At 60.7% G+C, this 20495-nt stretch carries 19 protein-coding genes, 1 tRNA gene and 1 pseudogene; 8 read left to right on the top strand and 13 right to left on the bottom strand.

Going from position 1 to position 20495, the window contains the following annotated elements:
- Positions 1 to 152: 152 nt before the first annotated feature.
- The 6 genes from ftsK (at position 153) to cysG (ending at position 7889) form a co-directional block, all read left to right on the top strand.
- Complete coding sequence (ftsK, locus tag DQ405_RS18300; RefSeq protein WP_174824693.1) at positions 153 to 2558, top strand: DNA translocase FtsK; 2406 nt, start codon at positions 153 to 155, stop codon at positions 2556 to 2558.
- A 15-nt stretch (positions 2559 to 2573) separates the two neighbouring features.
- A complete protein-coding gene (lolA, locus tag DQ405_RS18295) occupies positions 2574 to 3200 on the top strand; it encodes an outer membrane lipoprotein chaperone LolA (RefSeq protein WP_168425509.1) in 627 nt (208 codons plus the stop codon).
- A 75-nt stretch (positions 3201 to 3275) separates the two neighbouring features.
- Complete coding sequence (locus tag DQ405_RS18290; protein ID WP_168425508.1) at positions 3276 to 4601, top strand: replication-associated recombination protein A; 1326 nt, start codon at positions 3276 to 3278, stop codon at positions 4599 to 4601.
- Entirely contained in the window at positions 4598 to 4972 is a 375-nt protein-coding gene (gene crcB / locus DQ405_RS18285; protein WP_168425507.1) for a fluoride efflux transporter CrcB, read from the top strand. The genes DQ405_RS18290 and crcB overlap by 4 nt, the downstream gene beginning before the upstream one ends.
- 72 nt (positions 4973 to 5044) lie before the next feature.
- Positions 5045 to 6325 (top strand): serine--tRNA ligase, encoded by a 1281-nt coding sequence (serS, locus tag DQ405_RS18280; protein ID WP_168425506.1) that lies wholly within the window; start codon positions 5045 to 5047, stop codon positions 6323 to 6325.
- 163 nt (positions 6326 to 6488) lie between these two features.
- Positions 6489 to 7889, top strand: coding sequence for a siroheme synthase CysG (gene cysG / locus DQ405_RS18275; RefSeq protein ID WP_168425505.1), 1401 nt, complete (start codon positions 6489 to 6491; stop codon positions 7887 to 7889).
- 54 nt (positions 7890 to 7943) lie between these two features.
- On the opposite strand, the gene DQ405_RS18270 is transcribed toward cysG, so the two are convergent.
- The 7 genes from DQ405_RS18270 to DQ405_RS18240 all read right to left on the bottom strand — a co-directional run bounded on the left by DQ405_RS18270 (position 7944) and on the right by DQ405_RS18240 (position 12152).
- Positions 7944 to 8942: a glutathione S-transferase family protein gene (locus DQ405_RS18270; RefSeq protein ID WP_168425504.1), complete on the bottom strand. Its 999-nt coding sequence runs from the start codon at positions 8940 to 8942 to the stop codon at positions 7944 to 7946.
- Between the two features lie 87 nt (positions 8943 to 9029).
- The gene (locus DQ405_RS18265; RefSeq protein WP_168425503.1) at positions 9030 to 10013 is read right to left on the bottom strand and encodes a glycosyl transferase family protein; all 984 of its coding nucleotides are present in this window, start codon (positions 10011 to 10013) and stop codon (positions 9030 to 9032) included.
- Positions 10010 to 10345, bottom strand: a complete 336-nt coding sequence (locus DQ405_RS18260; protein ID WP_168425502.1) for a TusE/DsrC/DsvC family sulfur relay protein — start codon at positions 10343 to 10345, stop codon at positions 10010 to 10012. The genes DQ405_RS18265 and DQ405_RS18260 overlap by 4 nt, the downstream gene beginning before the upstream one ends.
- Positions 10342 to 10644: a sulfurtransferase complex subunit TusB gene (gene tusB, locus DQ405_RS18255; protein ID WP_168425501.1), complete on the bottom strand. Its 303-nt coding sequence runs from the start codon at positions 10642 to 10644 to the stop codon at positions 10342 to 10344. Before tusB ends, DQ405_RS18260 begins: the two co-directional genes overlap by 4 nt.
- Positions 10644 to 11003 (bottom strand): sulfurtransferase complex subunit TusC, encoded by a 360-nt coding sequence (gene tusC / locus DQ405_RS18250; RefSeq protein WP_168425500.1) that lies wholly within the window; start codon positions 11001 to 11003, stop codon positions 10644 to 10646. The genes tusB and tusC overlap by 1 nt, the downstream gene beginning before the upstream one ends.
- The gene (gene tusD, locus DQ405_RS18245; RefSeq protein ID WP_168425499.1) at positions 11003 to 11395 is read right to left on the bottom strand and encodes a sulfurtransferase complex subunit TusD; all 393 of its coding nucleotides are present in this window, start codon (positions 11393 to 11395) and stop codon (positions 11003 to 11005) included. Before tusD ends, tusC begins: the two co-directional genes overlap by 1 nt.
- Positions 11396 to 11483: 88 nt before the next feature.
- Positions 11484 to 12152: a Bax inhibitor-1/YccA family protein gene (locus tag DQ405_RS18240; protein ID WP_168425498.1), complete on the bottom strand. Its 669-nt coding sequence runs from the start codon at positions 12150 to 12152 to the stop codon at positions 11484 to 11486.
- A 128-nt stretch (positions 12153 to 12280) separates the two neighbouring features.
- Here DQ405_RS18240 and DQ405_RS18235 point away from each other — a divergent pair.
- Positions 12281 to 12370, top strand: a tRNA-Ser gene (locus tag DQ405_RS18235).
- Positions 12371 to 12462: 92 nt separating this feature from the next.
- Here the strand turns inward: DQ405_RS18235 and DQ405_RS18230 are convergent.
- The 6 genes and pseudogenes from DQ405_RS18230 to DQ405_RS18205 form a co-directional block, all read right to left on the bottom strand.
- Positions 12463 to 13461 carry a peptide ABC transporter ATP-binding protein gene (locus DQ405_RS18230; RefSeq protein WP_168425497.1) on the bottom strand — a complete coding sequence of 333 codons (999 nt, stop codon included), beginning with the start codon at positions 13459 to 13461 and terminating at the stop codon, positions 12463 to 12465.
- Positions 13448 to 14479, bottom strand: coding sequence for an ABC transporter ATP-binding protein (locus DQ405_RS18225; RefSeq protein ID WP_168425496.1), 1032 nt, complete (start codon positions 14477 to 14479; stop codon positions 13448 to 13450). Before DQ405_RS18225 ends, DQ405_RS18230 begins: the two co-directional genes overlap by 14 nt.
- Before the next feature lie 61 nt (positions 14480 to 14540).
- A pseudogene (locus tag DQ405_RS18220) lies at positions 14541 to 15433 on the bottom strand (ABC transporter permease subunit).
- Positions 15434 to 15465: 32 nt separating this feature from the next.
- On the bottom strand, positions 15466 to 16476 hold the full coding sequence (locus tag DQ405_RS18215; protein ID WP_168425495.1) for an ABC transporter permease subunit: 1011 nt from the start codon (positions 16474 to 16476) through the stop codon (positions 15466 to 15468).
- A 188-nt stretch (positions 16477 to 16664) separates the two neighbouring features.
- Complete coding sequence (locus tag DQ405_RS18210) at positions 16665 to 18266, bottom strand: ABC transporter substrate-binding protein (RefSeq protein ID WP_168425494.1); 1602 nt, start codon at positions 18264 to 18266, stop codon at positions 16665 to 16667.
- Positions 18267 to 18511: 245 nt separating this feature from the next.
- Positions 18512 to 19075, bottom strand: coding sequence for a cupin domain-containing protein (locus tag DQ405_RS18205; protein WP_168425493.1), 564 nt, complete (start codon positions 19073 to 19075; stop codon positions 18512 to 18514).
- A 160-nt stretch (positions 19076 to 19235) separates the two neighbouring features.
- Between DQ405_RS18205 and DQ405_RS18200 the strand changes: the two genes are divergently transcribed.
- Positions 19236 to 20465: a M24 family metallopeptidase gene (locus DQ405_RS18200; protein WP_168425492.1), complete on the top strand. Its 1230-nt coding sequence runs from the start codon at positions 19236 to 19238 to the stop codon at positions 20463 to 20465.
- Positions 20466 to 20495 lie beyond the last annotated feature (30 nt).

Here is a 20495-nt window from a genome sequence, read left to right as displayed (position 1 = left end):
AAAAACTGGCGTTTATGCTACACCGAAGCATCGAGAAAAGCCCAAGCTGGCGCGGAACCGGCATGCCATCGAATCGACAAACCCGTACAATGTCCAAGTTCAGGCTGACTACGGTTCATAGAGCGCGCCGCAGGCGCAGGAAATAAAGCGTTTTGAAGAATACCTCCTCTACAGCGCCGGCTTCCGTCTGGCGACAACAGTTGAATTACCGCCTCAAAGAGGGTGCCTTGATCGCGCTCGGCGCGCTGTGCGCCTACCTCTGGATGGCGCTGCTTACCTACGACCCGGCCGATCCCGGCTGGACCCACACCAGTAACGTCCAGCAGGTCCAGAACGCTGCCGGCCGCGCCGGGGCCTGGTTCGCCGATGTGTTGTTCATGGCGCTCGGCTATTTCGCTTACTTGTTTCCGCTGTTGCTGGGCATCAAGACCTGGCAGGTATTCCGCGCGCGGCATCAGCCCTGGACCTGGAACGGCTGGCTGTTCTCGTGGCGATTGATCGGGCTCGTTTTTCTGATTCTGTCCGGTTCCGCGCTGGCTTATATCCATTTCCAGTTCGCCAACGATCTGCCTGCGTCGGCCGGCGGCGCCTTGGGCGAAAGTCTCGGTCAGCTCGCTGAGGCTGCGCTCAATGTCCAGGGCAGCACCTTGCTGCTGCTAGCGTTCTTCCTGTTCGGCCTGACGGTATTCACTGATCTGTCCTGGTTCAAAGTGATGGATCTGACCGGCAAGATCACCCTCGATCTGATCGAACTGATTCAGAGTCTCTTCAGTCGGTGGTGGTCCGCCCGCAGCGAGCGCAAGCAGGTTGTCGCGCAACTGCGTGAAGCTGATGATGTAGTCAACGGGGTAGCCGGTTCGCTCTCTGACCGTCGTGAGCGCGCTAAGGTCAAGGAGCGGCTGCTTGAGCGCGAAGAGTCGCTGAGCAAGCACATGAGCGAGCGCGACAAGCGTCCGGCACCGGTCATACCGCCTGCGGTACCGCCGAAGCCGGTCGAGCAGAGCAAGCGCGCCTTGAAGGAAAAGCAGGCCAACCTGTTCGTCGACCCACTGATCGAAGGCAGCGTGCCGCCGCTGTCGCTGCTGGATGTCGCCGAAAAACAGCAGAAGCAATACTCGCCCGAATCGCTTGAAGCCATGTCGCGGCTGCTCGAGATCAAACTCAAGGAGTTTGGCGTTGAGGTCATCGTCGAGTCGGTTCATCCAGGTCCGGTGATCACGCGTTTCGAGATTCAGCCGGCCGCTGGCGTCAAGGTCAGCCGGATCTCCAACCTGGCGAAGGACCTGGCGCGTTCGCTTGCGGTAATCAGCGTGCGAGTGGTTGAGGTGATCCCGGGCAAGACGACCGTTGGTATCGAAATACCCAACGAGGATCGACAGATTGTACGGTTCTCGGAAGTACTGTCTTCGGCTCCGTATGACGACGCCAAGTCGCCGGTCACCATCGCTCTCGGCCACGATATCGGTGGCAAACCTGTGATTGCCGACTTGGCGAAGATGCCCCACCTGCTGGTCGCGGGTACCACCGGCTCGGGTAAGTCGGTCGGTGTGAACGCTATGATCTTGTCCATCCTGTTCAAGTCCACGCCAGAAGACGCGCGGCTGATCATGATCGACCCGAAGATGCTTGAGCTGTCGATCTACGAAGGCATTCCGCACCTGTTGTGCCCGGTTGTGACCGACATGAAGGAGGCGGCCAACGCGCTGCGGTGGAGCGTCGCGGAAATGGAACGGCGCTACAAGCTGATGGCGGCCATGGGTGTGCGTAACCTGGCGGGCTTCAACCGCAAGGTGAAGGATGCAGAGGAGGCCGGTACGCCGCTCACCGATCCACTTTATCGCCGCGAAAGCATGGAAGATGAAGCGCCGTTACTGAAGAAGCTGCCGACGATCGTCGTGGTGGTAGACGAATTCGCCGACATGATGATGATCGTCGGCAAGAAGGTCGAAGAATTGATCGCGCGTATTGCGCAGAAAGCCCGGGCCGCGGGCATTCACTTGATTCTCGCTACCCAGCGGCCGTCGGTGGACGTGATTACCGGTCTGATCAAGGCCAACATTCCGACTCGTATGGCCTTCCAGGTATCGAGCAAGATCGACTCGCGCACCATTCTCGACCAGGGCGGCGCCGAGCAACTGCTCGGTCACGGCGACATGCTTTATCTGCCGCCCGGTACCGGCTTACCGATCCGCGTACACGGCGCCTTCGTTTCCGACGAAGAAGTACACCGCGTTGTGGAGGCCTGGAAAGCACGGGGCGCGCCCGACTATATCGAAGAGATTCTGGTCGGTGTCGAGGAATCCGGTAGCGGCTTCGATGGCGGGGGTGGCGACAGCGGCAGCGGTGAGGACAGTGAGGACGATCCGCTTTACGACGAGGCCGTACGCTTTGTCACCGAAAGTCGCCGGGCATCGATTTCCGCTGTGCAGCGCAAGCTCAAGATCGGCTACAACCGCGCCGCGCGGATGATCGAAGCCATGGAAATGGCCGGTGTCGTGACCTCCATGAATACCAACGGCTCGCGCGAAGTGCTCGCGCCGCCTCCTACCCGCGACTAGTTCGCCGAGGGCTCCATGCAATTGATTCGTGCGTTGTTTGCATCCGCTCTGCTATTTGCCCTGGTTCCGGCTCAGGCCGACCAGGCCGCTTCTGTGCAGCGCCTGACGGGGCTTTTGCAGAAGGCCGAAACGCTGACCGGCCGTTTTTCCCAACTGTCGCTTGACGGCACCGGCACCCAGCTCCAGGAAACCTCCGGCGAGATGGCGCTGAAGCGGCCGGGTCAGTTTCGCTGGCACACTGACGAGCCGATGGAGCAGTTGCTGATCTCCAATGGCAAGAAGGTCTGGCTGTACGACCCGGACCTCGAGCAGGTGACCATCCAGACGCTGGACCAGCGCCTGACCCATACGCCGGCCCTGTTGCTCTCGGGCGACGTCTCGGCCATCAGCGAAAACTTCAATGTCTCGCATCAGGAAGCCGGCGAGGTCGTGGATTTCACCTTGAAGCCCAAGGCCAAGGACACCCTGTTCGACACCCTGCGCCTGTCCTTCCGCGGCGATGTGATCAATGACATGCAGATGGTCGACGGTGTCGGCCAGCGCACCAACATCCTGTTTCACGGCGTCAGACTGAACCAGCCACTCAAGGCCGATCTGTTCACCTTCGAGATTCCCGAGGGAACTGACGTCATTTCCGAATGATCTGCGTCGGTACGCTCGCCAACCGATACGGCCTGCTTTCCTGCAGGCCGTTTGCATAAGAGGTTCCCGTCCGCGATGGACCTGTTCAGTCGCGATCCTGTCGCCCAACCGTTAGCCGCGCGTTTGCGCGCCGCCAGTCTCGATGAATACGTCGGGCAGGAGCACCTGTTGGCGCGCGGCAAACCGTTGCGCGAAGCGCTGGAGCAGGGCGCACTGCATTCGATGGTGTTCTGGGGGCCGCCTGGCGTCGGCAAGACGACGCTGGCGCGATTGCTGGCCAAGGTCTCCGATGCCCATTTCGAGACCGTCTCGGCCGTACTGGCGGGCGTCAAGGAAATCCGCCAGGCGGTGGAAATCGCCAAGCAGCAGGCCGCTCAATACGGTAGACGCACCATTCTCTTTGTCGACGAGGTGCATCGTTTCAACAAGTCTCAGCAGGACGCTTTCCTTCCCTATGTCGAGGACGGCACGCTGATCTTCATCGGTGCCACCACCGAGAATCCCTCGTTCGAGCTGAACAACGCCTTGCTGTCCCGGGCGCGGGTCTATGTGCTCAAAAGCCTCGACGAGGCGGCGTTGCGCAAGCTGGTCGAGCGCGCTTTGACCGAAGCCAAGGGCTTGGGTGATCTGCGCCTGAGCCTGCCGGACGAGAGTTTCCGCATGCTCATGGCCGCGGCCGATGGCGATGGCCGGCGGCTGCTGAATCTCCTGGAAAACGCCTCTGACCTGGCCGAAGAGGGCGGCGAGATCAGCGTGGAGCTGCTGCAGGATCTGCTGGGTGACAGCCGTCGTCGCTTCGACAAGGGCGGCGAAGCTTTTTATGACCAGATATCAGCACTGCATAAATCTGTTCGCGGTTCGAACCCGGACGCCGCGCTGTACTGGTTCGCACGGATGATCGACGGCGGCTGCGATCCGCTCTACATCGCGCGGCGTGTGGTGCGAATGGCCAGCGAGGAGGTCGGTAACGCAGATCCGCGCGCGATGGGGTTGTGCCTCTCCGCCTGGGACGTTCAGGAGCGTCTGGGAAGCCCGGAAGGCGAACTGGCGGTCGCGCAGGCGATCGTCTATCTGGCCTGCGCGCCGAAGAGCAACGCCGTCTACATGGCCTACAAGGCGGCGTTGCGCGATGTCGCCGAGAACGGCTCGCAGGAAGTGCCTCTGCATCTGCGCAACGCACCGACTCGGTTGATGAAGGAGTTGGGCTACGGCAACGAGTACCGCTATGCCCACGACGAGCCCGATGCCTATGCAGCGGGTGAAGACTACTTCCCGGACGCCATGACGCCGCGGCAATACTATCAGCCAGTGCCGCGCGGGCTGGAAAGCAAGATTCGCGACAAGCTGGAACACCTGGCACGGCTCGATCGGGAAAGCCCGCGGCAACGGAGAAGGACATGATACGGATGGCGCTCGCGGTGGCGGCGGGTGGTGTGCTCGGTACCCTGATCCGCTTCGGCGTTGCGAGCTGGATCTCGACGCACTGGCCGCGTCATTTCTATCTTGCAACGCTAGGGGTCAACCTGCTTGGTTGCTTGCTGATTGGCTATCTGTACGCGTCCTTCCTGGTGCGCCCGGAGATATCACCCGAACTGCGCGGCGGCCTCATCATCGGTTTTCTCGGGGCGCTGACGACGTTCTCGAGCTTTTCGCTCGATGGCCTGCGCCTGCTCGAGAGCGGGCAATTTGCGACCACCTTCGGCTATATCGGCATCAGCGTGCTCGGCGGGCTGCTTGCGGCCTGGGTCGGGCTGGCGATAGGTAGGTTATGAACCTGGCCGCGATCACAGTAAACTCCGCTTCCTCTTCGCCATTCCTCAAAGCTTTCACAGACGAGACCCACCATGCTTGATTCGAAACTGGTACGCACACAGCTACAAGACGTCGCTGATCGCCTGGCTACTCGCGGCTACCAGCTGGATGTGGCGCGTATCGAGGCGCTGGAAGCTCAGCGTAAGACCGTGCAGACCCGCACCGAACAGCTGCAAGCCGAGCGTAACGCTCGCTCCAAGTCAATTGGCCAGGCCAAGCAACGCGGTGAAGACATCGCGCCCTTACTCGCCGATGTGGATCGCATGGCATCCGAGCTGGACGCCGGCAAGGTCGAGCTCGACGGCATCCAGGCCGAACTGGATCAATTGATGTTGAGCCTGCCGAACTTGCCGCACGAGTCGGTTCCGGTGGGCAAGAGCGAAGACGACAACGTTGAGGTGCGCCGCTGGGGCGCGCCAAAGACTTTCGATTTCGAAATCAAAGATCACGTGGCCGTGGGCGAACAGTATGGCTGGCTGGATTTCGAAACCGCCGCCAAGCTGTCCGGTGCACGCTTCGCCCTGATGCGTGGGCCGATTGCACGTCTGCATCGCGCATTGGCGCAGTTCATGCTCGACCTGCACACCCGGGAGCATGGCTACGAAGAGGCCTATACGCCGTATCTGGTCCAGGCACCGGCGTTGCAAGGAACCGGTCAATTGCCCAAGTTCGAGGAAGATCTCTTCAAGATCGCCCGCGAGAACGAAGCCGATCTGTATCTGATTCCGACTGCCGAGGTTTCGCTGACCAATATCGTGTCTGGCGAAATTCTCGATGCCAAGCAGTTGCCGCTGAAGTTCGTTGCGCACACGCCGTGCTTCCGCAGCGAAGCCGGTGCGTCTGGCCGCGATACGCGGGGAATGATTCGCCAGCATCAGTTCGATAAGGTCGAGATGGTCCAGATCGTTGAGCCGAGCCAATCGTTCGAGGCGCTTGAAAGCCTTACTGCCAATGCCGAGAAGGTCCTGCAGTTGCTGGGATTGCCGTACCGCGTGTTGGCGCTGTGCACCGGGGACATGGGGTTCGGCGCCACCAAGACCTACGATCTGGAAGTCTGGGTGCCAAGCCAGGACAAGTACCGCGAGATTTCGTCCTGCTCCAACTGTGGCGATTTCCAGGCGCGGCGCATGCAGGCGCGCTTCCGCAATCCAGAAACCGGCAAGCCGGAGCTGGTGCACACGCTCAATGGTTCCGGTCTGGCCGTGGGGCGAACGCTGGTCGCAGTGTTGGAGAATTACCAGCAGGCGGACGGCAGCATCCAGGTGCCGGACGTCTTGAAACCCTACATGGGTGGTATCGAAACCATCGGTTGAGTGCTCGGTGCGCCGTGTTGTCTGGAGTCGGAAACCGGTGCGGTGAATTGCCGCCCAACGGGCTGCTTGCCGGCACTATCCTGACTCCTTGATTACCGACAAGGGCTCTCTGCAGCGTAATGGTTGAGATGACCCAATCTTTCTTGGTCACCAGGGTTCGCTGATGGATTTTCTGCCGCTGTTCCACAACCTCAAGGGTCGCGCAGTGCTGGTCGTCGGCGGCGGCGAGATCGCCTTGCGCAAGGCGCGCCTGCTGTCCGAGGCCGGTGCGATGTTGCGTGTCGTGGCGCCTGAAATCGAGCCACAGCTGATCGAGCTGGTGGAGCAGGGCGGAGGGCAGGCTCTCATGCGTGGCTACGCCCACGACGACCTGCGTGGCTGTGTTCTGGCGATCGCCGCCACCGATGACGAGCCGCTGAACGCTCAGGTGTCGCAAGATGCGAAAGCGCTCGGCATGCCGGTCAACGTGGTGGATTCCCCCGAGCTGTGCACGGTTATCTTTCCCGCGATCGTCGATCGCTCGCCGCTGATGATTGCAGTATCCAGCGGCGGCGATGCGCCGGTGCTGGCGCGTCTGATGCGTGCACGCATCGAAACCTGGGTGCCGGCGGTGTACGGTCAGCTGGCCGGTCTGGCGAAGAAATTTCGTAGTCAGGTCAAGGCCAAGTTGCCAAACGTGCAGCAGCGGCGCGTGTTCTGGGAAGAGGTTTTTCAAGGCAACATTGCCGAACGAGCAATGGCAGGGCAGGTGCATGAGGCTGAGCGGCTGCTCGAGGAAAAACTCTCCGGCGCATCGTCGAAGAGCCTCGGTGAGGTGTATCTGGTCGGTGCCGGCCCCGGCGATCCGGACCTGTTGACCTTCCGCGCGCTGCGCCTGATGCAGCAGGCCGATGTGGTGCTATATGATCGTCTGGTCGCGCCGGCCATTCTCGATCTGTGTCGCCGCGATGCTGATCGGATCTACGTCGGCAAGCAGCGCGCCGACCATGCCGTCCCCCAGGAGCAGATCAACCAGCTGCTGGTGACGCTGGCTCGGCAGGGCAAGCGTGTGCTGCGCCTCAAAGGTGGCGATCCCTTCATCTTCGGTCGTGGCGGCGAGGAGATCGAGGAGCTGGCCGTCCATGACGTGCCATTCCAGGTCGTTCCCGGCATTACGGCCGCCAGTGGCTGCGCAGCCTATGCCGGTATTCCGCTGACCCATCGTGATCATGCGCAATCGGTCCGCTTCGTCACTGGCCATCTGAAGGATGGCAGCTGCGATCTGCCGTGGTCGGAATTGGTCGCGCCCAGCCAGACCCTGGTGTTTTACATGGGCTTGGTGGGACTACCGGTCATCTGCCAGCAGCTGATCGCCCATGGGCGCAATGCAGAGACGCCCGCCGCGCTGATCCAGCAAGGCACCACCAGCCATCAGCGGGTGTTTACCGGAACGCTTGCCAATCTGGCCGAGCGTGTCGCCAGCGAGCAGGTGCAGGCACCAACGCTGATCATCGTCGGTGAGGTAGTGCAGTTGCGAGAGAAACTCGCCTGGTTCGTAGGTCGCGATACCGCCGAGGCTGAATAGGCGCTGTTCCGCGTGCATTCGCAGCAGGACCGCTGCGAATGCCTCTGTTGGTAATCAGCGCGACCAGATTCCCTTGCCAGGTAGCCGTTCGCGATCGTGCACACGATCGAGTCCCAGCTCCGGCCCCTTGGGAATGATGCCGTTGGCATTGATATGGCGATGGCTCGCGTAGTAATGGCTTTTGATATGGGTGAGATCAACGGTTTCGGCGATCCCAGGCCATTGATACAGCTCACGCAACCAATTGGACAGATTGGGATAATCCTCGATTCGCCGCAGATTGCACTTGAAATGACCGTAATAGACCGAGTCGAAGCGAATGATGGTGGTGAATAACCGCCAGTCCGCCTCGGTCAGATACTGTCCCGTCAGGTAGCGCCGTTCACCGAGACGCAGATCCAGCCAGTCCAGTTCGTTGAACAGTTCGTCGAACGCGTCCTCATAGGCCTTTTGCGTGGAAGCGAATCCGGCGCGATAAACTCCGTTGTTTACCCGCGGATAGATCCGCTCGTTGAGCGCATCGATCTCGGCACGCAGGGGTTCGGGGTAGAGGTCCAGAGTCGAGCCGGTCAGACCATCGAACGCGGTGTTGAAAATGCGGATAAGCTCGGCCGACTCGTTGTTGACGATGCGCTGCTGCTGGCGATCCCAGAGCACCGGCACAGTGACGCGGCCGGTGTAGTTCTCATCGTCACGGGTATAGCGCTGGTGCAAATACTGCAAACTGTCCAATGCGTCCCCGCTGGAACCGGTGTACTTATCGAAAGTCCAGCCATGATCGGCCATCAGCCAGCTCACGACCGATACGTCGATCAGCGGTTCGAGTTGCTTGAGTTTGCGATAGATGAGTGTTCGGTTCGCCCAGGGGCACGCGAACGAAACATAGAGGTGATAGCGCCCGGCCTCGGCCTTGGTGGCCTGTTGACCGTCCGGGCCGGGCGAACCATCTGCCGTGACCCAGTCGCGTCGTTGCGCCTGTTCTCGCTGGAATTCGCCATCACGGCTGTTTTCGTACCAACGGTCCTGCCATTGCCCATCGACCAAGAGCCCCATATCTGCCTCCTCACGCTTTCAGATTAGGGCTCAGTCTATGAGGGATAGTTCGATGGATGGGTCGCAATCCCCGGTCAAACCCATCGCCTAGCTCGATGAGTTGCGCCGTTCCCAATGCTGTCGTGCCTCGGCGAACGCCTGCTCGCGCGACCGCCCAAGGCCTCGTAATGCCAGAGCCATGGTTGCCACCACGGCCAGTTCGCCATAGGCGTCTTCGGCAGTTCCTCGCCAGACGGCGAGCAGCTGCTGCGGGTCGAGCTGCGCGGGCTTCACATGGCGTTGCGGTGACAGGGCCGGCCAGTCCTCGTCCCAGGCCTCGCCAGCGTTGGCGCCGTACAGGTGCGCGACACCATCCGGGTTAACCTCGATTTCGCCGCCTTCGCCCTTGATGACAATGGCCGTGTCGCCAAGCAGGCGGCTGGCCTCGCGGTGATTGGCCTGATAGCCGGGGTGAAAGATGCTCTGCAGGCCGCAACGTGCGCCCAGCGGATTAAGGATGCGCGCCAGAGAATGGATCGGCGAGCGCAGGCCAAGGATGTTGCGCTGATCGATCATCCGCTGCAATCCAGGCATCCAGGCGCCCAGCGGCGTGAATGCAAGATTGGTGCGACCCAGCGCTGCGGAGACACTGTCCCAGCCTTCGCAGCGGGCGATACCCAGTAGTTGGAGTTGCTGTTCGGTGTATATCCGTCCGGCCGTATGGGCTCCGCCACCGTGCATCAGGATGCGAATGCCGTTCTGTGCGAGGCATTTGGCTGCGAGCAGGTACCAGGGCAGATGGCGCTTTTTGCCGGCATAGGTAGGCCAGTCGATATCCACGTCGATCGGCGGAGCGTGCAATCGCTCGCGTACGGCCTCGGTGAAGCCGGCGAGCTCTTCGGCGCTTTCTTCCTTATGTCGCAGCAGCATGAGAAAGGCTCCGAGCTGGGTCTCCTCGGTCTTGCCATCGAGCAGCATGCCCATGGCTTCGCGGGCTTCCTCTCGGGTGAGGTCGCGAGCGCCGCGCTTGCCTTTGCCCAGGATCCGGACGAAGACGGCGAAGGGGTGTTCGGGCGGGGTGACGAGGCTCATATGCAATTGCTCGGTTTCGGCAAGCCCGCCAGCTTCGCGGCGAGCTTGGCAGGTGTACCTTTGAATAGGCGATTGAGGTGCATGCTGTTGCCCTTTTCCGGGCCGAGTTTCAGCGCGGTGTATTTGATCAGCGGGCGCGTTGCGGGCGAAAGCTGGAACTCCTGATAGAACTTGCGCAGTAGATGCAGAATCTCCCAGTGTTCAGTTTCGAGATCGAGTCCTTCCGCTTCGGCCAGTGCTTCGGCAACCGGCTCGCTCCAGTCTGCGAGATCGATCAGAAATCCTTCCTGATCCACAGCAACCTCTGTGCCGTTAACCATCAACGCATTCATAGCCAGGCATTCGTCCGTGCGTACCGGCAGCAGAGCTCCACGAAGCCTGGATAATCGACCTGCTGCAAGCGTCCGGGCAGATCGCTCAGGCCGCGCGCGACGACGTCTTCTTCCAGCGCGAACAAGGCGATGTTGTCAGGCATCAACTCCAGTGCCTGGCGTTGGGTGGTTGCGCTCTGCAGCGCATAGACAGCATCGCCGCTGAGCAGCAGGGCATCGTCGGCGCTCAAAAGGTGCAGGCAGCTGGCCAGGCGGCCGTCGGTAAAGGGGGAGTCGGAAAGCAGGTGCAAGGTCGCCATCAGAGGGTGATCACATGGTCATAGCGGTTGATAAGGGCGCTAAGAGCGGCATCGTCGAGCACGTCGACCTGAAGCGGAAGCGCTGTCTCGTCCAGCCCTCGCTCGCTGAGGCTGCGTCTGGCCGCGAATAACGAATCGATGCCGAACATCGGCAATGCCTGCAGGTTGGCTGTCAGGTCTTTCTGCTGCAGGTGCGCCGCCTGCTGCGCAGGTGCCAGCTGGAACACGCCGTCATCGAGAAAAAGCAACCCAAGCGGAAGCTCGAAGGCGCCCCCGGCCAGCACGATGTCCAACGCTTCGCGCGCCGAGGGGCCGGACCAGGGCGACTGGCGGGTGATGATCAGCATCGAGCGAGCCATCAGTGGCCTCCAAAGCACACGAGACGATCAGCTTGCTGGCTGGCTTCGTGCAATTGGCCCAGCCCGGACAGCTCCCAGCCAGACGCGAGGTTCGCAGCCGGGCGCTGATGGCGCTTGGCCTCCTGCTCGTCCAGCACGCCACGACGCAGGCCGGCGGCGATGCACACCACCCCATCCAACTGATGGCGATCGACGAATTGGCTCCATTGCGCAGCGATATCCAGTTCGTCCTGTGCGCTCACGGTATTGGCCGACGCGCTATGTACACCGTCTTGGTAAAGGAACAATCGGACGATTTCGTGCCCACCTGCCAGCACCGCCTCGGCAAAGCGCAAGGCACGTCGCGAAGCAGGAGAGTGGGCGGGAGAGAACAGGGCGATAACGAATTTCATGAGGCACCGTTGATTTGCAGGGTGACATGATACGCCAGCTTCAAAAACGAAAAAGCCCGCCGAAGCGGGCTCATTCATTGGATGGCTATCAGTCGTCGCCGCCCATGATGCCCATCAGCTGCAGCAGGCTGATGAACAGGTTGTAGATCGAAACGTACAAGCCAATGGTGGCCATGATGTAGTTGCGCTCGCCGCCGTGGATGATCGCACTGGTCTGGTAAAGGATGCAGACCGAAGAGAACAGCACGAAGCCGGCGCTGATCGCCAGTTGCAGGCCGCTGATCTGGAAGAAGAAGCTCGCGACCATGGCGCCCAGTAGGACGAAGAAGCCCGCGGTGATGAAACCGCTCAGGAAGCTCATGTCCTTGCGGGTGATCAGCACGAAGGCCGACAGACCGAAGAACACCAGAGCCGTCATCGACAGCGCGGAGGCAATCAGTTCACCACCGTTGGCAGTGCCCAGATACATATTGAGGATCGGACCGAGCGTATAGCCCATGAAGCCGGTCAGAGCGAAGGTGGAAAGCAGGCCCCAGGCGGAGTTGCGCAGCTTGACGGTCAGGAAGAACAAACCGTAGAAGCCGATCAGCACCACGAAAATGTTCGGGTAGGCTGCGTTTGCCTGCATTGCCATGTAGGCGACCAGAGCACTGAAGCCCAGGGTGATGGCCAGAAGACCATAGGTGTTGCGCAGAACGCGGCTGACTTCCTGTTGTTCAACCTGCGTGTGCGTAGATGCGTACTGTTGCTTGAGCATGGCGACACTCCTGTAAATGAATTCAGCCTGAGGTGAATTGCCCCGGATCATAGCAGAGCTTTTGTTTCAGCCTAACAACAGAGTTTGACAGTGTGTTTCGTTCCGGTACTATTGCGCCCGCTCTCTGCGGAGGAGTGGCAGAGCGGTTGAATGCAACGGTCTTGAAAACCGTCGAAGGGGAAACTCTTCCGTGAGTTCGAATCTCACCTCCTCCGCCATATCGCAAACTGAAGGCTCCGTATTCCGGGGCCTTCGGCGTTTCTGAGGTAGGGGAACGCGGGCGTGAGTGTTCCCATATTGTTCCCGGCAGCTAAGACCGCTCACCAACCTCACCCGCATAATGGCAAGCCACCCACCGGTTATCGAGTGGCCGGAACACTGGCACTTCGGCACGACAACGTTCCGTGGCGTGCGGGCAACGGGTATGAAAAACGCAACCGCCGGGCGGGTCGAGCGGGTTGGGTAGTTCGCCGCTGACCCTGACTCTCGCCTTCGACGGATCGGGTCGGATACTTGGCGTCGCGGCCAGCAGCACCTGGGTATAGGGGTGCAGCGGGTGGGTATAAATCTGTTCGGCGGGGCCCCTTTCCATCGGGCTGCCGAAATACATCACCAGTACCTGATCGGCTACGTGGCGGACCACAGCAAGATCGTGAGAGATGAACACATAGCCTGCGTTAAACTGTTCCTGCAAGTCCATGAACAGATTCAGCACCTGCGCCTGGATTGATACGTCCAGTGCAGAGGTAGGTTCGTCAGCGATCAGCACTTTGGGGTTGAGCATCATTGCCCTGGCCAGGGCGATACGCTGGCGCTGCCCGCCGGAGAACATGTGAGGATAGCGCTGATAATGCTCGGGGCGCAGCCCGACCTGCTCCATCATCGCCTGGACGCGCTCACGACGTTCGCTGCGCGACAGCCCGGTGTTGATCACCAGAGGCTCTGCTAGCTGGTCGCCGATCTTCTGCCTTGGGTTCAACGAAGCGTAGGGGTTCTGAAACACCATCTGCACGTCGCGGCGCAGCTGTTTACGCTGGGCCTTGTTGGCACCGGCCACTTCTTGACCAGCGATCTGCAGCGAGCCGGAAGAGGGCTCCTCAATCAGCGTCAGGGCGCGAGCAAGGGTGGATTTGCCGCAGCCGGACTCGCCGACAACGGCCAGCGTCTCACCGGCTCCGAGCTCGAAGGAAACCCCGTTCAGCGCTCGAACCGTGGCATGGGGCTTGAACAGGCCGCAGGAAACATCGTAGTGACGGGTCAGTTCGCGCGCGGACAGTACGCTGCCAGTGGCTTGCTCAGTAGTGCGCATGAATACCTCCTGGCCGCTGGCTCTGAAGCTGAGCCTCGGGCGGCACATTCGGCGTTTCCTCCCGTGTCATGTTTCGTGGATAGAAGCAACGTACTTCGCCCCGGTCATACGGCTCCAGTGCCGGACGCTCTTGGCAGCGCGGCTGTGCGTAGGGGCAGCGTGGCGACAGCAGGCATCCGACAGGGCGGTCGTAGCGACCGGGCACGATGCCTGGCAACGTCGCCAATCGCCGGTTGTTCGAGTGCTCGGGGATCGAGGCCAGCAGCGCCTCGGTGTAAGGGTGTGCAGGTGCGTCGAACAGCTGCGGTACGCGGCCGGTCTCGACCGCCTGGCCGGCATACATCACGCACACGCGCTGAGCCGTTTCGGCCACGACAGCAAGATCATGGGTGATCAGGATCAGTGCCATGTTCTGGTCGTGCTGCAAACTCAGTAGCAGCTCCATGATCTGCGCCTGGATGGTTACGTCGAGTGCTGTGGTGGGCTCGTCAGCGATCAGCAGCTGTGGCTCCCCGGCGATGGCCATGGCAATCGCCACGCGCTGGCTCATGCCGCCGGATAGCTGGTGGGGAAAGGCATCCAGACGACTGGCGGCACCGGGGATCTCCACGCGTTCAAGCAGCTCAAGCGCACGCTGTCGAGCGACCTTGCCCTTGAGTCCTAGATGCTGGCGGAGCACTTCTTCAATCTGAAAGCCCACCGTGTAGCTGGGGTTGAGCGCTGTCATCGGGTCTTGGAAAACCATTGCCAGGTCCTTGCCGATCAATCGACGGCGCTGTCGGCCCTTGAGCGTCAGCAGATCTTGTCCGGCAAAACGGAGGCGGTCGGCAGCGACTTTGCCTGGCGCATCGACCAGCCCCATCAAGGCCATCATCGTGACCGACTTGCCGGAGCCGGATTCACCGACGATGGCCAGCACTTCGCCCTTATCGACACTGAGGTCGAGGCCGTCAACGACAGGCGGTGCGCCACCATCGCCGAAACGTACGCTGAGGTTCTGGATTTCCAGCAAGCTCATGACTGTATCTCCGTTGGCTGTCGATGGGTTTGAAGCGTTGGAACAGGCATCGAACGCATGCTCATGCCGCGTTCTTCAATTTCGGATCCAACGCATCTCGCAGGCCATCGCCCAGCAGGTTGATGGCTAGCACGCTGAGCAGAATGGCCAGTCCAGGCAGCGACACCACCCACCAGGCGCGCTCGATATAGTCCCGTGCCGAGGCCAGCATCGTGCCCCACTCAGGAGTGGGTGGTTGCACGCCGAGGCCGAGAAAGCCCAGCGCGGCAGCGTCGAGGATCGCTGAAGAGAAGCTCAGCGTGGCCTGGACGATCAGCGGTGCCATGCAGTTGGGCAGCACGCTGATGAACATCAATCGAAGGGTGCCGGCGCCTGCCAGGCGTGAGGCGGTAACGTAGTCTCGGTTGAGTTCGGTCATCACCGCGGCGCGCGTCAGACGCACATAAGAGGGCAAGGAGACGATGGCGATGGCGAAGATCGTGTTGATCAGGCCCGGGCGAGGATCGCCACAATGGCGACTGCAAGCAGCAATGAGGGCAAGGCCAGCATGACGTCCATCAGGCGCATGATGAACGGCCCCAGCCCGGTCGGAGAGAACCCAGCCAAAAGACCTAGAAGAATCCCTGGAATCAGCGAAAAGACAACGGACGCCAGCCCGATCAGCAACGACAGGCGTGCGCCGTGGATCAAGCGTGAGAGCATGTCACGGCCCAGCTCGTCAGTGCCGAGAAGAAATTGTGCGGTGCCGGCTTCCTGCCAGGCGGGCGGCGTGAGCAGAAAGTCGCGGAACTGCTCGCTGGGGTCGTAGGGTGCCAGCGCCGGGGCGAACAAGGCACAGGCGACCAGCAGTAACATGTAGACCAAGCCGCCCAGGGCGCCTTTGTTACGCCGAAAGGCGGTCCAGAACTCGCCTAATGGTGATGGGTAAAAGGTGGTCGGTTCGGCTGCCGGCAGGGTCGTCGATGCTGTTCATGCGTCCGGCCTCCTTAGCGCTGATGACGAATGCGGGGATTGGCGAGGCCGTAGAGAATGTCCACGGTGAAATTGACCAGGATAACCAGGCATGCGACCAGCAGAATGCCGTTCTGCACGACTGGATAATCGCGCGCGCCGATGGACTCGATCAGCCATTTGCCGATGCCTGGCCAGGAAAAGATGGTCTCGGTGAGCACGGCTCCGGCCAGCAGCGTACCGATCTGCAAGCCGAAAACGGTCAGCACCGGAATCAGCGCATTACGCAGGCCATGCACGAACACCACCCGTTTCGGCGATAAGCCTTTGGCGCGGGCGGTGCGCACGTAATCCTCACGCAGCACTTCGAGCATCGCCGATCGGGTCATCCGGGCAATGACCGCCAGCGGAATCGTCGCGAGTACGATCGCGGGCAGGATCATGTGGTGGAGGGCGTCCAAGAAGGCGCCTTCCTCGTCGCTTAGCAGCGTGTCGATGAGCATGAAACCGGTGACTGGCGGTATGTCGTAAAACAGATCGATGCGCCCCGATACCGGCGTCCAGCCGAGGCCGACCGAGAAGAACATGATCAGGATCAGCCCCCACCAGAAGATCGGCATCGAATAACCCACCAGCGATACGCCCATGACGCCATGATCGAACAGCGAGCCGCGTTTCAAGGCCGCCATGACCCCCGCCAGAACACCGAGAGTTCCGGCAATGATCAGCGCCGCGAATGCCAGCTCGAGCGTGGCCGGGAACAACGTGGTGAATTCTTTCCAGACGCTGGTGCGGGTGCGCAGCGATTCACCCAGATCGCCTTGTGCGAGCTTACCGATGTAGTCGAGATACTGTTGGTGAAGCGGTTTGTTCAGGCCGAGGCGTTCCATGGCCTGCGCATGCATCTCTGGATCGACGCGACGTTCGCCCATCATGACTTCCACTGGATCGCCTGGAATCATGCGAATCAGTGCAAAGGTGAGCAGGGTGATGCCGAAGAAGGTCGGGATCAACAGACCCAGCCGGCGTGCGATAAAGCTGAACATTGTGGCAAAACTCCTGCTCGAGCTATGGCCAGGCACAGCGCCGCCGCGGTTCTCTGGCCTGCTAGTACGGGGTGGCGACCTGGACTACGCCCTGGCCGAGGGCGGCTAGCTGTGCGGTGGCAGCAAAGGGTGGGCGGAATGTCCTGTAACCGCCAGGCAGACCGCTGGGACTGCCTGGCGCATTCGCGTTAGCGCTGGTTTTCCACGCCGTAGAAGGAGTTGCGGCCGAACGGGCTGATCTGGAAACCCGTCACGCTATCTCGCATCGGCTGGTAGACCGTGGAGTGCGCGATGGGTGTGATCGGCAACTGTTGCTGAATGATCTGCTGAGCCTGCTTGTACAGCTCGGTACGCTCGTCCTGATCTGTGATGCGTTTGGCTTGCTTGACCAGTTTGTCGTATTCGGCGTCGCACCACTTCGACCAGTTGTTCCCTTCCACGGCATCGCAGCCATACAGCGTGTTCAGCCAGTTATCAGGGTCACCATTGTCGCCGGTCCAGCCAATCAGCATGGCGTCGTGTTCGCCCGCATGGCCGCGCTTGATGTACTCACCCCATTCGTAGCTGACGATTCGAGCGTTGATGCCGATTTTCGCCCAGTCAGCTTGGATCATCTCGGCCATGAGCTTGGCGTTGGGGTTGTAGGGTCGCTGCACCGGCATCGCCCATAGGGTGATTTCGGTGCCTTCCTCCACCCCGGCCTGCTTGAGCAGTTCGCGGGCCTTCTCGGGGTTGTATTCGGTGCCCTCAATGCTCTCGTCATAGGACCACTGGGTCGGGGGCATGGCGTTGACGGCCAGTTGCCCCGCGCCCTGATAGACCGCCTCGATAATGGATTTTTTGTCTACCGCCATATCCAGCGCCTTGCGCACTTCAAGCTTGCCGAGCGGCTCGTGGGTTACGTTGTAGGCGATGTAACCGAGGTTGAACCCAGGCTGGCTAGGCACCTGGATGTTCGGATCTTTTTGCAGTGCTTCGAGATCCGCTGGGCGCGGGTTCAGTGTGAGCTGGCACTCGCCTGCGCGTAGCTTCTGTGCACGTACTGAGGCGTCGGTGGTGATGGCAAAGATCAGGTTGTCGATCTTCACGTCGTCCGGGTTCCAGTAGTCCTTGTTGCCCTTGAAGCGGATCTGCGCGTCCTTCTGATAACGGCTGAATACGAACGGGCCGGTGCCAATCGGCTTCTGGTTGATCTGCTTGCTATTGCCGGCTTTCAGCAGCTGATCGGCATATTCAGCGGAGTGGATCGCGGCGAAATTCATCGCCAGGTTCTGAATGAATGCGGCATCCACGTGGTTGAGTTTGAAACGAACGGTGAGGTCGTCGAGCTTTTCCACGCTGACGATGTTCTTGTCCATTCCCATGTCGGTGAAGTAGGGGAACTCGCTGGGGTAGGCCTTGCGGAACGGGTGCTCCTTGTCGAGCATGCGCTGGAAGGTGAATAGCACATCGTCAGCGTTGAATTCGCGGGTTGGCTTGAAATAATCGGTGGTGTGGAAGCTGACACCGGGCCGTAAATGGAAGGTATAGCTGAGACCATCCTCGGCAACCTCCCACTTCGTGGCGAGAGCGGGAAGGGCACGGGTACCGCCGCGCTCGAACTGCGCCAGACGGTTGAATACCGTTTCCGAGGCTGCATCGAAATCAGTGCCGGTGGTGTACTGGCCGGGGTCGAAACCGGCAGGGCTGCCTTCGGAGCAATAGACCAGGTTGCTGGCTGCAAAGGAGAGAGGGGAGCCGAGGATCAAACCGGCGGCGAGCAAAGCTCGGATAGAACTGTTGTTTCGCATGCAAACCTCATTCTTTTTATTTGTCGAGGGTCGGTCTCGTGGACCCGACAGTGTCTGACTGCACGCCGGTTTCGCCGTGGGGGTGTTGCCCGCCTGGCGCAGAACACTGTTGGCTGCGGTACTCCGATGCACCGCCTTAGCCTGGGCCGAAATTAAGTCATACTGAAATTTGGGTCAACCTGAATTAAGCGATGCTGAAGCAGCTCGACCCGGATCCGGGCGAGCCCAGCCGAAGCCAGCGCCAGCTAGCGCGTAACGAGGTCGTCGAACAGCCCCATCGTTGTCACTGTCAGCACTTCGGCGGTTTGATCGCCGACGTTGGCCAAGTGATGAGGCTTACCCGCATCGAAGTGGATCGAGTCGCCACTGGTCAGCGGGTAATCGCGGCCATCGATGGTATAGACGATTCTTCCTGACAGCACATAGGCGAATTCGGCGCCTTCGTGGGAGATGAGCTCGGACTGGTAACCAACCGGCATGCTGACCTTGACGGCGTTCAACAGGTTGCCTGGAAAGCTCGTAGAAAGGCGCTCGTAGGCCAGCGGCTGGCCCTCGATGGTGTAGCGTACGCGTTCGCCCTGGTGCGAATCAGGCTGGGCCTGGCTGGGCTGGTCAAATAATGAATTGAGCGGCACACCCAACGATTTCGCGATGTTTGCCAGCGAGGAAATCGATACGCCGGTCAGGTTGCGTTCGGCCTGGGACAGGAAGCTGGCGGTCAAACAGGATTCCTTCGCGACCTGACTCAACGTCTTCTTGGCGGCACGCCTGTGACGGCGCAGGCGCTCACCGATACGATCAACTGTCATGGGATTCGCCCGTGGTTAAAGTGGCCAGTATACGGCCAGCGCAACGCTATCGTGCCAGCCTTCGTTCGACCCGTTGCTTGCCTGGCGAAGAAAAGCTTTGCATGAAAATTTAAGCTGTACTTAAATCTGGCGACTCAATCAGGTCCAGTTGGAGGCGCGCATGACGATCGGTGTCGGTGGCACTACCGCAGAAGAGGCGCTTGGTCGCCTGCGGAATATGCTCGGTGGGGTCGAGCCGATAACTTCGAATGAATACCGGATGCGTATCGGCAACGCCCAGATGCGCATGCGGCACCTGGGCCTGGAAGCGATCTTTCTCAATGCCGGCAGTAATCTCGAATATTTCACCGGGGTGCGCTGGAGCCCGAGCGAGCGCATGGTGGGCGCCATCCTCCCCGCCAGTGGGGATATCGAGTACCTGGCGCCAGCCTTCGAAGAGGGCACCATTCGGGATTTCATGGCGGTCGAAGGGGCAGTCAACGGCTGGCAGGAGCACGAGAGTCCGTACCGCCTGCTGTTCAGCTGCCTCCGGCGCATGGGCATCGGGCCGAACCCTGGCGCGCGTCCAACAATTGGTTTGTGCCCTTCGTTGCCGTTCTTCATGTTCGACGGCCTACGGAGGCTGGACCCCGGTTATGCATTCACCGATGCAGGCGCCGTTACAGGCTATTGCCGGCAGCGTAAATCGGCAGCCGAGATTGCGCTGATGCAACGCGCAAAGGATATGACGCTCGAGGTGCACAGGGCAGCGGCGAGCATTCTTCGCGAGGGGATCAGCTCCACTGAGGTGGCTGAGTTCATCCATCAGGCCCATCGCAAGGTAGGCGCGCCTGGATCAACCTTCTGCATCGTTCTGTTTGGTCAGGCGAGCGCGTACCCACATGGCGTTAAGTATCCACAGGCGCTCAAACGCGGCGACATGGTGCTTATCGACACAGGCTGCCGAGTGCACAGTTATCTTTCCGACATTACGCGCAGCTATGTTTTCGGTGAGCCGGACGAGCGTCAGCGGGCGCTTTGGGCGTTCGAGAAGGAGGCGCAGCTGGCCGCTTTCGCCGCAGCGCAGCTGGGCACCCCCTGCGAAGAGGTGGACGCGGCTGCACGCGGCGCGCTCGAAGCCTGTGGCCTGGGGCCGGATTACCAGTTGCCCGGGTTGCCGCACCGCACGGGCCACGGCATCGGTCTCGACATTCATGAAAGTCCGTATCTGGTACGCGGTGATCAGACGCCCATCGAGGTTGGGATGTGTTTCAGCAACGAGCCGATGATCTGCGTACCCGGCGAGTTCGGAATTCGTCTCGAAGATCACTTCTACATGACCGAGACCGGCCCGCGCTGGTTCACAGAACCGAGCCACAGCGTGGATGATCCCTTCGGGCTGACGTGCTAAGAGAATGGGTGCCTCAACTGCACCGTCAAA

The organism is Pseudomonas sp. SST3 (assembly GCF_003325755.1).
The sequence above is the reverse complement of the archived record's forward strand: the minus strand, read 5'-3'. Positions and strand labels throughout refer to the sequence as shown.